This is a genomic window from Methylobacterium sp. 1A (genome assembly GCF_058072805.1).
Genome location: NZ_JBYQVE010000001.1, coordinates 2,003,970 through 2,016,934, shown reverse-complemented (window position 1 = coordinate 2,016,934; position 12,965 = coordinate 2,003,970). Strand labels below are relative to the sequence as shown.

Here is a 12,965-nt window from a genome sequence, read left to right as displayed (position 1 = left end):
GCGGGATACTAACCGCTTTCGCGCGACGCCTCCAGTGGCGCGAGGCTCGTGGCGGACTGCGGCCGAATGCCGGCTAGGCGCACGCGCGTCGGAACGCGTCCGAACACGGCTTCGGGAGCGGACGCATCGTCGGGGGCGAACATCTGGATGCTCTTGCGCAACGACGTCCAGGCGAGTGCACGCTGCTTGGGGGCCCATGAGAACTCGCGCAGGATGGCCTCTTTGGAGATTTCTCCGTTGAGTTCGAGAAGATCCTTCACACGCAGCAGGGATGGGTTTCTGTCCGACATGACAGGTATGCCGCCTTCCGCGGCCCGGAATACGTCCAGCCACCGTCCGGTCCAGGCTTCCCACGAATAGACTTCGCGAGCGCGACGTGCGACCTCGCGAGCGACTTCCGCCTCCTCCGGCAGCTTGTCGAGAAGATCGCAAAGGCGGTTCGTGAGTTCGCTGCGGAAGTAGAACCATCGGACCTCGACGTGGCGACGTACCGAGGGGGCCAGACCCGAGAGAATCGGCTCCATCATCTCGAGTAGGAAGCTCTCCACGTTCATCAGCGGAACGCATCCGCCGCAGATCGCCTCGAGCGTGGAGATGGACCAATGAGTCGAGCGGTGAGGCGCGAGAACCAGATCGCTCGTACGGAGCGCCTCCCGATAGCGGCTACGTGGGAGCGTTTCGACGGTCAGCCAAGCCGCACGCGTCATCGTACCAGGCAGACGCACCCTGGTCGGGTTGGTCAGGTGTACATGGAAATCCTGTCGCCTTTCCCAGAGCCGCGGGAGGACGTCCGAGACGAGAGCGCGCACGCCCGTGTACTTCAGCAGGCGATGGTTGACCAGGATGCGCGCGGGAGTGTCGGAAGTGCGTCCTCCTCGCGGGACGAGCCCTCGCACGTCCACTGCCGGTGGAAGGATTCTCATTCTCTGGTCCAGCAATTCAACGAAGTCGTCGTTGAACCAGGTACGAGCCTTCGCCAGGATCTGCTTCCGCCCGTATTCGGAATTGCAACCGACCAGCGACATCGATCCCAACCCCGCCAGAGTCGCGAGCAGCGCCGGACGATGGAGGTCGTGCTTCGGCGTGGATGGCCGTCTTACGTCGAACCAATGGATGTATCCGACGGCGGGGACGTTGTGGAACGTCTGCCGGTTCATGAACTGCAGGAAGGCAGGCGCCGTCTCGGGTTGGTTGAGAAACAGCACGTCGACGTCGTACCGCCGGAAATCGAAGCGCTTGTAGAGTTCCGCCGGATCGAACTGAAAATCGCCGCCGTGCATGCGTGGCAGCAAAGGTACCGGAATGCAGGTGATGCGATCGTCCCCCAGCGCTTCCGTCCAGCTGGCCGCAGCGCGCTCGGGGATCAGCACATAGAAATGCAGGTCGCGATCGGCACGCACGAGCGCCCCGAGGAGTTCCGCGGTGAATGCAAGGCCGCTGTCACCTTCGGCGTTTTCTCCAGCCGAGTAGTTGACCTGCGTCAGAACCCGAAGCGCCATTCCTCGATCCGCCGGACCTGCTTAGCCTCAGGTCGTCGAGGGCGTGGCAGCGGACGTGGATCTCGCCGATGCGGAGCCAACCGTCAAGGCTCCGCCGACAGCAGGTCCATCCTTATGCGCGCCGCCGGATCGCCCAGCACGGCGTAGTTTCTGACGTCGTCCCGGATTATCCACAGTTTTGCCAGCCTACTTCTCGTGGCAGGATCGCCGGCCGAGTTCCTCATGATCTCGGCAATGGGTATCGTCAACGCGGACCACTGCGCGTTGAACTGATCGATGGCGTTTCCGATCCGCTTGCCTTGCATGAGCCTGGTCAGCACGTCCCGTATCGGGTGGCTTTGAGGACGACCTAGGGGCGTGCGAAAGGAATACGACCACGCGCGGTCCACGTGCGCTATCACGGACAACGCTCCGCGGCTCAGCATGGCCTGCGGCAGCCTGGCCATCGCGGGCTTGTCCGCGATCTGACGACCGCGACCGTCGGGTCCATCGCGGAAGGTGTCGACGGCCTCCCAGCCGGCGCCGTAGCACGCAAACAGAAAGTGCATCATGCCGTTCAGCCGAAGGCTCGCCGGCAGATCCCCGGCGGAGAGCCAATCGTCCTCCGTGACGGCGCCATATCCTTCCCAATCGTCGCAGACGAGAGCTCCCTGGCAGTCCCTCTGCCGCGGATCGTCCTTGCCGAACGTCATTCCGTGCGTGCCCGAGAAGAGAAGGGACGGAGGTCCCTCGGCGCCTCCGAGAGCGGCCAGCAGACTCGATTTTCTGGCGTCGCGCTCCAAGAGGGAGGTCAAGGCAAACCCTTGCCTCTTGCCCAGCGGCCCGGCCGATCCGGAGCCGTCGCGAAACGGCTTCGCCACGTCGCGCGTGAACATCGCAGTGGCCCGGTCGAACTCATGCGCGGTAGAAAAGAGAACGGACCGCCTGCTCTTTTGAAAGATCAGTTCTCCCTTCTCGTATTGAGCGAGAGCTTCTGCGTAGCGTCGATAATTCTCCATATTGTCGAAATGCAATCTTCCGACAGCCCAGAAGACATCCAGCAGGTACTGGAACGACATCGGAACGTCTTCGGGCGAAGCGACGATCAGAAGATAGTACGGCACTCCGCGACTCGGATCGACGGCCGCGAGTCCCGGACCTTCGCCTTGCCTCGCCAGCCACGCCGTGGCCTCCTCCCCGGGACGGATGCCCGCATCCTTCTCGAAGACGCGGAAAAGATCGCCAGCCTGACTTCTGCGCAGGTCGAGGAGTGGATGAAGAGCCTCCTTGTAGGGTTCGGCATCCACCTCCGCAGGGAAGACTATGCCCCACCCGGCCTGATCGAGCTCTTCGGGATTTTCGACGGACGAGTCGGTTCCGAACGTGTCGACCCCGCAATCCGAGGCCGCGTGCCTGCCGGCGACCGTCTCGTCCTCGAACCGCGCCATCGATCCGCCGGCGATATCGACGATCCGCGCGCCGGAGCCGTTCTCGGGCGGCGGTAGAGGACGTCCGGTCTCCGCTTCCACGCCGTTGGCATGAAGCTCGTCCTGGTCGGTGCCGTCCGCGTCGAAACCGGGCATGTCCTTCGTTTCACTTCCCGGCCAGAGCCGCCGCCCAGATCAGATGGGCGACTTCCGGCCCATCTATGTCGTTGTGAGCCCCCGAGGCACCGTCGCCGTTGCGGATGTATCGGCTGGCCTCGACGTTGTAGATCCGGCCCTGTTCCAGACCGTACGACTCGTTTGCCGGCTTCATCGCGAGCGCGATCGCCTCGGGGTCGAGGCCTTGGGCACCGAACGCACCCAAGGCGCCGTAGCGAGGCGGTTCCCCGGCCGCGAATTCGATCTGATTGGCGACGCCCGCGGCGAGCGGATAGTACCGGCCCACCGCCGTGTCGTAGATGCTGCGGGTCGTCACGATCGGGCCCTTTACGAGCCGGTCGTCGAGCAACCCCCGGAAATATCCTTGACGTCCGACGGCGTCCGGAATCTCTCCGCAATAGGACCAGTGCGAGAGGGCTCCCTGGATCAGAGCGAGCGAGGCGACGCTCTTCGCGCTGGAATCGGCCGTGCCGCGTCCACAGAGCATGCCGGAAACCACGATGCAGCCGAAGCTGTGACCCATCAGGTGTACCCGCGCCGTGGTGCCGGCGCTCGACGACTGAAGCTCGCGTAGAAGCGCGTGCATCCCGCCCTCGCCGACGATCTGGGCCCTCGATTTCATCTTCCAGAACGACAGCTGCCGCAACGGAGCGAGAATCCCGCCGAGACTTCGGGAACCGAATCCGAAACTCTCCTCCTCGAGCGAAGCCTCGAAGTAGACCTGAGGGTCGAACGGTTCGCGATCGCCTCCGGGGGGAGCGGCGACGCCGGACGAGCCCATTTCCGTGAGCAGGCCGTCGATGTCGCGGTAGGCCGAATCGGCATCCGGCGGCAACCGGTCGGCGGCCGGATCGAGCGCCGCTGCGCGGAATACGGTCGCGATCCGTTCCCTCAGTCCCGGACGGTCGCCGAACCTGTCGACGTAGAGTGCGATCGGATCCGCCGAGCCGTCGAACGCTCCGGCGCCTGAACCGAGTTCCTCGTCCCCCCACGGTTGACTCGGCCAGTGGACACCGATGCGGAACGGCTTGAACTTGGGTCTGCGTTCTTCGGCCTCGCTCCGATCCGGACTGCGGTCCATGGCGGCAATCCACCGATCGTATTGATCAAGCGACGCGGGGATGTCGCCCTTCCAGCCGTGACATAGGATGAAGATGTCGGTGGGCCGCTCGGACGCGATATCGTTGAGCACCTTCCGGGAAAACGATCCGTCGGCGGCATCGGGATCGTCCGTCCTCTCGCGCCCTTCTGCATCGAATGCGAGGAGAGCGTAGCGCGTTCCCGCGCCCGCGATCGTCCGGTAGGGCATGGCGTCCCCTCCCCTCCACCCGTCAAGCTTGGCGGTTGCACCGCGACGACACCCGGTCCTGCGACCCCGCGAGGTCCGCGCGCACGTGCGATGCAGGATCGCGGAGCCCGACACAAACGACGGGTTCATGCGGGGGTTCCCCGGTCCGCAGACGAGCGGCCCGACGACGTGGTCTTTCACCCGCCGGAGGGCGGATCCGCGGCGAGAGCCGGTGCTGGCACGCCGACACGATCCCCCGCACGGCGCGCTCGGCCGCCGGACGCCGGCGCAGGGGTCGTACCGTCGCCGGCCGCCATCGCGCCGGCTTCGGCATCGGGCCGTCGCGTGGGCGGAATCGGCTTCCATTCGGATCAACGGGCGTCGGTCGGGTCGAACGGCTTGGACTTACGATCTCGCATCGCTCCGATGGACCGGCCCGGGTACGCATCGCCCGGCCTGCCGAGTTCGCGAACTTCCGGCCCCCCGACAATCCGATCCCCATTTCCCGTCGGCGGGCGCCCCTCAACCCAGAGTCGCGCTCGGAGCGGTGCCGCTTCCCATGATCGAAGGAACGGCCGTCCTCTCCGGTTGCGGCGGCGGATTCCCGGAACGGGGCCGATGATCTCCGCCGCAGCCTTCCGCGTCCTAACCCTTCGAAGGAACGTTCAAATCCATTGCCAGGCGATCGATCGGGCAGCGCGGGGCGGAACGGGAAGGAGTCGGGAAGGAGCGGAGGAAGCCGATCCGCACCGACGCTTCGGCGTTCCCGCTGTGCGGCGACGGTTTCGGGCCACGGGTCTTCTGACCTCCGTTTTCCGGTAGTTCGTCCGCACCCGCCAAGGCGACGAGCATGGCAAGATCCACATCGGCGGAGTACTCACGCACATGCTTCTCGAACCTGCCCGCTGCGAGTCTCGGGTCTCCGCCCTGCCCGATCATCGTGCCGACAGTCTTCGCAACCACTTTGCAGCAGAGCTCTCGGATCCCGGACGGCTGTCCTCTCTGATGATGGCGACGCAACGATCTTTCCGACCTTTCCATGCCTAGGTGTTTGATCCCGCGGTGTGGTGGTACGGTTGACCACCATGCTGCGAGGGATGCGCTATGGGCCAGGTTCTCCATGGATGCGCCACCACGACGGAGGCAGTCCGTCGCGCGATACAGCTACGTGAAGAGAGCATAAGGTCGCTGGCCAAGCGCTACGGCGTCAGCCCGACGACGGTGCAGAAGTGGCGCAAACGGACGAGCACAGCGGATGCCCGGATGGGCCCCAAGGAGCCGCGCTCCACCGTGCTCACCGTCGAGGAGGAAGCGATCATTGTCGCCTTCCGCCGGCACACCCTGCTGCCGCTTGACGACTGCCTCTATGGCTTGCAGCCGACGATCCCGCACCTGACGCGCTCCTCGCTGCATCGCTGCCTGGAACGGCATGGCATCAGCCGACTACCCGAGATCGACGGCGACAAACCCAAGAAGCAGCGCTTTGCGACCTACGCCATCGGCTATGTGCACGTCGACATCGCCGAGGTGAGCACGGCTGAAGGCAAGCTCAGGCTGTTCGTAGCCATTGATCGAACCAGCAAATTCGCCTTCGTGCGGCTCGTGGAGAGCGCCGGCAAGATGGAAGCCGCCCAGTTTCTGCGCGACTTCATCGAGGCAGTGCCCTACCGCATTCACACCGTGCTCACAGACAACGGCGTTCAGTTCACATCACGCCGACAGGACATCTACGATAGCCAGCACATCTTCGACCGCGTCTGCGACGAGCACGACATTGAGCATCGGCTGACCAAGGTGAACCATCCTTGGACCAACGGGCAGGTCGAGCGGATGAACCGCACCATCAAGGATGCGACGGTCAAGCGCTACCACTACGACAGCCACGACCAGCTTCGAACGCATCTGCACCTGTTCGTCGATGCCTACAATCACGCTCGTCGGCTCAAGACCCTGCGGGGCCTAACACCCGCGGAATTCATCCTGAACGCCTGGACGAAAGAGCCCAATCGCTTCAGGATCGACCCGTCACACCTCATCCCGGGACCATACACCTAGCACGACGAAGTAGGTTTAGGAGCGGCACAGCGCTGTTCGGCCGATTGGTCTCGGATTTGCCGGTCGCTCTTTGGCCGCTCTCGGGTTCCGCCGCCGACGTGCCTCCCGGCGGAAGGTGCACTGGTTTAAAACGGCGCGCGGGCCGAGAAGCTGCCGGTGCAGCCGGACCGCATCCCGGCGGATGTGCCGAGACGCCGACGCTCGCCGCGCACGCGCTCGGCGAGCATGAACAGTCCTCCAGCCGAAAGGCTGGGTTGTGCGCTGGACTCGAAGCCCTTCGGGTCGGACGCGCGCACGGACGCCGCCAAGCTGACGACGCTGGCGGGGGTCTACGCAGCGCAGGACAACGCACACGGGCAACCGGGGATCTGACTGTGGTTGCATGCTCCTTATGTCGGCATGGAACCTGGCCCGCGACGTCGCGTCGAGCTCGGGTAGTCGGTGTTCGGTGGAATTCGGCCGGTGCGGAACGCCGCAAGCCACCGGTTCGCCGCCAAGGCACTCCGCAGCAGTGTCGTCAATGCGGAAGCTGATCCGCCCCCTTGGCCAACGGGTCGGATCGTGACGGATCCGTCCATGGTTGGAACGGCCGTACACAGGAGGCTTTGACGTTTTCGGAGAACCAGGTGATCTGAAGAAGGGTCCCGTCCGGAGACCCGCATGTCGACCATTCATGTCAACCGCCTCGAAGCGCCCACCGGGGTGGCCCGCAGGGTGCTGCGCGAAGCTGCCTTGCGTATTCTCGCCCTGCACGGATGCGACGGCCCACAGACGCCGATGAAGAAACGGGCCGTCCGTTTTCAAGGCTTCTCGATTCAATACTACGTTGCGGAACCAGACTCGATATCGCGGCGTGGAGGGATCCGATGGAACACACCATTCGGGGCCAAAGCGGACGAGTGTCAACACGTCATGGATATCGAGGTCGGCGAGCACTTGCTCGGAATCGGTTGGAGAGGCGATGGACCCATCGTGCACGATCGGTTCGTGCACGGACCGTGGGAGTTGGAGCTCCTACGCGCGGCAGACATGGCGGACGACATCCCGTGCATGAACCGGGTCGCCCCGGCCGCCCCGGAACGATCGAGTCGAAGAGTCTGGCCGCTCGAGGCAATCGTACGGACCCGCCAGGGCCGCTTGCGCCGTCCGGTTGCATTCGACGTAATCGGATACAAGACCTGCTGGCCTGCGACCGCACCAGCAGGCACGAGTTTTTCCGAACTGGTCGACCTGGTGAAACACTATTACGATGCATCCCGCAGCGCAGATGGGGCGGTCACAAGCGCGACCGGGTTCTCCAGCTTCTCGATACGCGCCCGGTTGGGCGAACGGACTTTCAGACGGAGCGTTCCGATCGGAAGACCGGACCTTCGCTACTGGATAGCTCCTCACGGCGGCGCGAGGGCGGCGGCATCCCTGCTTGTATTGCTCGGTCAAGTCGACCCTATCGCTGGGCCGACCGTAGGCCGCTGCGTATGAGATCCCGCTCGATCGCGTCGCCAAAGGGCCGTTGGCGAGTTCGACAGTTCCGAGGCTGCCTCGATTCGTCGAAGCACATCGACTGGTGTCCTGCTCCTGACGTTTCCGACGGAGGTGTGTCGTCGGGTTCGACGTCGAACGCTCGAAGACGGAAGCGCTCGACGCCGGTCGGAATGGCATCGGCCGACTTCACCCACCGGTACGGCTTCGGATCGGTCTTCGTGGTCGTGATGAAGGCAAGAATGTCCCGCTCCGGCTCCTCGAACGGGCGGTCGACCACGCCCCGGATGGCCCGGGCCGTCGGCAAGCCAGACAAGGCAACGGATGATCGATGACGCTGTCCCTACAATGGAAGGACGCGGTGATCCTGCTGGTCCCGGGCGGCGATACCTACCGCCGACGAGTTCCTGCAGTGGACTGGCCACCCGGCCGGTGTTGCGTGTCATTCGGCCTGCCGCAGCCGCTGATAGTCTACTCGGACGCGACGCCGTGGAAGTTCGATGTCGTCGTCGAGCGGCTGGGGCGATCGGCACCGCGCCGCGGGTCACGCCGGAGCGCTCGGCGCAATGCGTCCGCGTGCCAGGGGCGTCGGTCCGCGGAGGCAGCCGGCCGAGCGACCCCATGACCATCCTGACGATGCGATCCTGCCGCGGCGCCGCCGTCGCGTCGGTCGTCCAGGCGAACCGTCCATACGCCCGACGGCCGGCGCGGTCCCGCTCCCAAGACTAGGCGGCGCGCTGTGCGGTGTAGGGCGGATAGTCGGTGTAACCGCGCCAATCGCCGCCGTAGAAGGTCGAGCGGTCGTAGGGGCTGAGCGGCAGATCTTCGCGCAAGCGGCGCACGAGGTCAGGGTTGGAGATGAACCGCCGTCCGAACGCGACGAGGTCAGCCTCGCCGGCGGCGACGACGGCCTCGGCGCTCGCCTTGTCGAAGCCGCCGGCGGCGACGATCGGTCCTTTGAAGATGCGGCGCAGCTCCTGCGTTGCGACCGGGGGCGCGCCCGCGTCGACCGTGTCGTTGCCGCGGATGCGCGGCTCGACGACGTGCAGATAGGCGAGGCCGAACGCATTCAGCGCCTCGGCGACATGGCCGAAGGTGGCGCTCGGGTCGCTATCCGACATCGCGCCGTATTCGCCGGAGGGGGAGATCCGGACGCCGACGCGGTCGCCGCCCCAGACGGCGGCAGCCGCTTCCGTGATCTCCAGAAGGAATCGGGCACGGTTGGCGATCGGACCGCCATAGGCGTCGGTGCGCTTGTTCGAGCCGTCCTGCAGGAATTGATCGGGCAGGTAGCCGTTGGCGCCGTGGATTTCGACGCCGTCGAAGCCGGCGGCGAGCGCGTAGGCCGCGCCCTGGCGGAAATCGGCGACCACGCCCGCGATCTCGTCCAGTTCCAGCGCGCGCGGAACCGGGTGTGGCTTCGGCCCCGTGGCGGTCACCGCCGTCCCGCCCGCAGGAAGCGCCGAGGGCGCAACCGGCAGCACGCCGCCGGGCTGCAGATCGGGATGCGACTGCCGGCCGACATGCCAAAGCTGGAGGAAGATGCGCCCGCCGCGCGCATGCACCGCCTCGGTGATCGGCCGCCAACCAGCGACCTGCGTCTTAGTGAAGATGCCGGGCGTATGCGCGTAGCCGAAGCCGGTCGGGGAGACGGGCGTGGCCTCGCTGATCAGGAGGCCGCCGGGCGTGGCGCGCTGGGCATAGTAGCTCGCCATCAGGGCGGTCGGCACCTCACCTGGCCCCGCGCGCATCCGGGTGAGCGGGGCCATCACGACGCGATGGTCGAGGACGTAAGGTCCGACGCAAGCAGGCGCGAACAGTGGCGACATGACAGGCTCCAGCGGTAAAGCGTTGCAGCCCATCTCGGCGGAAAAGGACTGGCCCGGAAGGCGGCCTACTGGCATTCCACCTATTCCCGGAGGATGAGAGATGGACCGGCTGGAGGCGATCAGGTTGTTCGTGCGCGTGGCGGAGAGCGGCAGCTTCTCCGCGGTCGCGCGCGAGGCGAACATCGGCCAGCCGGCGGTGTCGAAGCAGGTGGCCGCTCTGGAACAGCACCTCGGCGCGCAGCTGATGCACCGCACCTCGCGAAGCCTGACGCTGACGGAAGCGGGGCAGGCCTTCTACGAGGCCGGGGTGAAGCTCCTGTCGGATCTCGAGGCGGCCGAGTCACTTGTCGGCGCCGGGCAGAGCCGGCCGTCGGGGCTTTTGCGCGTCAGCCTGTCGGCGGGGTTCGGACGGATGCAGATCGTGCCGCTCATCCCCGCCTTCCATGCGCGCTATCCCGACGTACAGGTGGAGACGTTGGTCTCCGATCGCTTCGTCGACCTGGTCGAGGACGGCGTCGACCTCGCGATCCGCATCGGCGAGCTCGCCGACTCCGCGCTGGTCGCCCGGAAGATTGCGGTCACCCAGCGCGTCACTGTCGCGTCGCCCGCCTATCTCGATGCGCATGGTTCGCCGGCGGGCCCGCACGACCTCGATCGCCACGCCTGCATCGGATTCGTGTTCCAGCGTCAGGTACGCCCCTGGAGCTTCCGCGTTGGCGAGGACCGGGTCGAACACTGGCCGAAGGGGATCCTGCGCACCAACGACGCCGAGCATGTCCGTATGGCCGCTCTCATGGCACTGGGGCTGGCGCAGGCGCCGCGCTGGCTGTTCTCGTCGGACCTCGCGAAGGGTCGGCTCGTCGAGGTGCTCGCCGCCTGGCCCGGCGAGCGGACACCTATCCACGCTCTCCACCCCGACGGGCGCCGCCCGCCCGGCAAGCTGCGCGCCTTCGTGGATTTTCTCGTCGCCGCCTTCGAGCGCGATCCCGAACTCACGCCGCGTTGAAGTCATTCATGCCGAGCTGGAATGGACTCTAGTCCGACGCACGGCGTTATCGCCGTCAGACGAGGGGCCTAGCTAGCGGTCGTGCCGGGCGATGGACGCCCAGCCCCGAGACACCGCCGGAAGGACTCGTCATGACCACGTTCCCCGTCCACACCGCCGAGAGCGCCCCCGACGCCTCGAAGGCGACGCTCGAGGGCGTCAAGAAGGCGTTCGGCTTCGTGCCCAACCTGCAGGCCAACATGGCGACCAGCCCCGAGCTGCTCGCCGGCTACTCCGCGCTGTGGGACCTGTTCTCCAAGACCACGCTGACGCCCACCGAGCAGCAGGTCGTCTACCTGACCTCGAACTACGAGAACGAGTGCCACTACTGCATGGCCGGCCACACCAAGCTGGCGCAGATGGGCAAGATCGCCGACCCGATCGTGCAGGCGATCCGCAACGGGACCGAGATCCCCGACGCGAAATTGGAAGCGCTGCACGTGTTCACGGGCCTGGTGGTGCGCGAGCGCGGCTTCGTCGGCGACGCCGCTGTCGAAGCGTTCCTGGCGGCCGGCTACACGCAGCAGAACGTGCTGGAGGTGGTGCTGGGCGCGGGCACGAAGCTGCTCTCGAACTACACCAACCACATCGTCCACACTCAGCTCGACCCCTTCATGAAGGGCGCCGAGTGGACCAAGCCCGGCTCCCGCCGCGTCGCGGCCTGACCCGTCCCCTGCCAGCCGGCCTCCCGCCCTCGCCGGTTCGACCCCGGCGCCGACCCCGGCTCCCCCTTTCGGGGTCGGCACATTCTTCCCGGAGAACACCCATGTCGCTTCAAGCCCGTCTCGATGCGTTCAAGGCCGACTTCCGCTCCGGTAGGCAGCCGTTCAACGCCCCCGCCTTCGTCCATCCGATCATGGAGCGCGCCACTGCCGAGCTGATCGCATCGGGCGCGGCCGGACGTGCGCTCACGGTCGGCGACAAGGCCCCTGCGTTCACTCTCGACGACCCCGACGGCGCGCCGGTCTCCTCGACCGAACTCCTGGCCAAAGGCCCGCTGGTGCTGAGCTTCTACCGCGGCGTCTGGTGTCCCTACTGCAACCTCGAGCTCCAGGCGCTCGAAGCGGCGCGGCCCGCCTTCGAGGCCGAGGGCGCGACGCTCGTCGCCGTCTCGCCGCAGAAGCCGGCGAACAGCCGCCGCTCGCAACGCGAGAACAAGCTCGGCTTCCCGATCCTGTCGGATCCCGGCAATCAGGTCGCCCAGGCGTTCGGTCTGAAGTTCGCGCTGCCTGATTACCTCGTCGTTCTCTACAAACAGCTCGGCAACAACCTGCCGCTCGTCAACGGCGACGAGAGCTGGACGCTGCCGATGCCGGGCCGCTTCGCCATCGGGCAGGACGGCCGCGTCGCCTACGCCGAGGTCAATCCCGACTACACGCAGCGTCCGGAGCCCGAAGCGCTGATCCCGGCGCTGCGCGCGGCGCGGCTTCAAGCTGCTTGAGGGGAGCCGGGCCGATGCCGCGCACCATTCTCATCACCGGCGCCACCAAGGGCATCGGCCTCGCGCTTTCCCACCGCCTCGCGGCGACGGGGGAAGCGGTGGTCGGTCTCGCCCGCAATGCCGCGCCCGACTTTCCAGGCAGGGTGGTGGAGGTCGACCTCGCCGATGCCGCAGCGACCCAGGCGGCGCTCGACCGCGTGCTCGCCGACCATGCAATCGATGCGGTGGTCAACAATGTCGGCCTGGTAAGACCGGCGCCGATCGGCGCGGTAGACCTGAGCGACCTCGCCGCTGTGCTCGATCTCAACCTGCGCACCACCGTGCAGACCGCGCAGGCGGCGCTGCCGGGCATGAGGGAGCGGGGCTGGGGGCGGGTCGTCAACATCGCTAGCCTGACCGTGCTCGGCGTGCCCGAGCGCACCGCCTACGCCGCGGCCAAGGCGGGGCTCGTGAGCTTCACCCGCGGGTGGGCGCTGGAACTGGCCGCGACCGGCATCACCGTCAATGCGGTCGCCCCCGGTCCCACCGAGACCGAGCTGTTCCGCGCCGGCAATCCGCCGGGCAGCGGAGGCGAGGCGCGCTACCTCGCCGCGGTGCCGATGCGCCGCTTCGCCAAGCCGGACGAGATCGCGGCCGCCATAGCCTTCCTGCTCTCTGAGGACGCGGCCTTCATCACCGGCCAGACCCTGTTCGTCGACGGCGGCGCCTCGATCGGCAAGGCCGCGATCTGAGCATTGCCCTATGGG

At 66.4% G+C, this 12,965-nt stretch carries 9 protein-coding genes; 5 read left to right on the top strand and 4 right to left on the bottom strand.

The window, feature by feature from the left end:
- Positions 1–8 precede the first annotated feature (8 nt).
- The 3 genes from ACX9MN_RS09885 to ACX9MN_RS09875 form a co-directional block, all read right to left on the bottom strand.
- Positions 9–1,499 (bottom strand): glycosyltransferase family protein, encoded by a 1,491-nt coding sequence (locus ACX9MN_RS09885; RefSeq protein ID WP_408903051.1) that lies wholly within the window; start codon positions 1,497–1,499, stop codon positions 9–11.
- 83 nt (positions 1,500–1,582) lie between these two features.
- Positions 1,583–3,061: a hypothetical protein gene (locus ACX9MN_RS09880; RefSeq protein WP_051976312.1), complete on the bottom strand. Its 1,479-nt coding sequence runs from the start codon at positions 3,059–3,061 to the stop codon at positions 1,583–1,585.
- 10 nt (positions 3,062–3,071) lie between these two features.
- Positions 3,072–4,391 (bottom strand): hypothetical protein, encoded by a 1,320-nt coding sequence (locus ACX9MN_RS09875; RefSeq protein ID WP_043388023.1) that lies wholly within the window; start codon positions 4,389–4,391, stop codon positions 3,072–3,074.
- 1,083 nt (positions 4,392–5,474) lie between these two features.
- On the opposite strand from ACX9MN_RS09875, the gene ACX9MN_RS09870 reads away from it, so the two are divergent.
- Positions 5,475–6,425 (top strand): IS481 family transposase, encoded by a 951-nt coding sequence (locus tag ACX9MN_RS09870; protein ID WP_489724298.1) that lies wholly within the window; start codon positions 5,475–5,477, stop codon positions 6,423–6,425.
- Between the two features lie 2,204 nt (positions 6,426–8,629).
- Here the strand turns inward: ACX9MN_RS09870 and ACX9MN_RS09865 are convergent.
- The gene (locus ACX9MN_RS09865) at positions 8,630–9,733 is read right to left on the bottom strand and encodes an alkene reductase (protein ID WP_408903050.1); all 1,104 of its coding nucleotides are present in this window, start codon (positions 9,731–9,733) and stop codon (positions 8,630–8,632) included.
- 100 nt (positions 9,734–9,833) lie between these two features.
- On the opposite strand from ACX9MN_RS09865, the gene ACX9MN_RS09860 reads away from it, so the two are divergent.
- The 4 genes from ACX9MN_RS09860 (at position 9,834) to ACX9MN_RS09845 (ending at position 12,950) form a co-directional block, all read left to right on the top strand.
- A complete protein-coding gene (locus ACX9MN_RS09860) occupies positions 9,834–10,739 on the top strand; it encodes a LysR family transcriptional regulator (RefSeq protein ID WP_278305553.1) in 906 nt (301 codons plus the stop codon).
- A 131-nt stretch (positions 10,740–10,870) separates the two neighbouring features.
- Positions 10,871–11,443: a carboxymuconolactone decarboxylase family protein gene (locus ACX9MN_RS09855; RefSeq protein ID WP_408903049.1), complete on the top strand. Its 573-nt coding sequence runs from the start codon at positions 10,871–10,873 to the stop codon at positions 11,441–11,443.
- A gap of 101 nt (positions 11,444–11,544) precedes the next feature.
- Positions 11,545–12,219, top strand: a complete 675-nt coding sequence (locus ACX9MN_RS09850) for a peroxiredoxin-like family protein (RefSeq protein WP_408903048.1) — start codon at positions 11,545–11,547, stop codon at positions 12,217–12,219.
- 14 nt (positions 12,220–12,233) lie between these two features.
- Complete coding sequence (locus ACX9MN_RS09845; protein WP_278305556.1) at positions 12,234–12,950, top strand: SDR family oxidoreductase; 717 nt, start codon at positions 12,234–12,236, stop codon at positions 12,948–12,950.
- The last annotated feature ends 15 nt before the right edge of the window (positions 12,951–12,965 follow it).

Bases quoted from the DNA above. Each gene is read 5' to 3' on its own strand.
- ACX9MN_RS09860 (WP_278305553.1), top strand. From the start codon at position 9,834: ATGGACCGGCTGGAGGCGATCAGGTTGTTCGTGCGCGTGGCGGAGAGC.
- ACX9MN_RS09850 (WP_408903048.1), top strand. From the start codon at position 11,545: ATGTCGCTTCAAGCCCGTCTCGATGCGTTCAAGGCCGACTTCCGCTCC.
- ACX9MN_RS09875 (WP_043388023.1), bottom strand. From the start codon at position 4,391: ATGCCCTACCGGACGATCGCGGGCGCGGGAACGCGCTACGCTCTCCTC.
- ACX9MN_RS09855 (WP_408903049.1), top strand. From the start codon at position 10,871: ATGACCACGTTCCCCGTCCACACCGCCGAGAGCGCCCCCGACGCCTCG.
- ACX9MN_RS09845 (WP_278305556.1), top strand. From the start codon at position 12,234: ATGCCGCGCACCATTCTCATCACCGGCGCCACCAAGGGCATCGGCCTC.
- ACX9MN_RS09885 (WP_408903051.1), bottom strand. From the start codon at position 1,499: ATGGCGCTTCGGGTTCTGACGCAGGTCAACTACTCGGCTGGAGAAAAC.
- ACX9MN_RS09870 (WP_489724298.1), top strand. From the start codon at position 5,475: ATGGGCCAGGTTCTCCATGGATGCGCCACCACGACGGAGGCAGTCCGT.
- ACX9MN_RS09865 (WP_408903050.1), bottom strand. From the start codon at position 9,733: ATGTCGCCACTGTTCGCGCCTGCTTGCGTCGGACCTTACGTCCTCGAC.
- ACX9MN_RS09880 (WP_051976312.1), bottom strand. From the start codon at position 3,061: ATGCCCGGTTTCGACGCGGACGGCACCGACCAGGACGAGCTTCATGCC.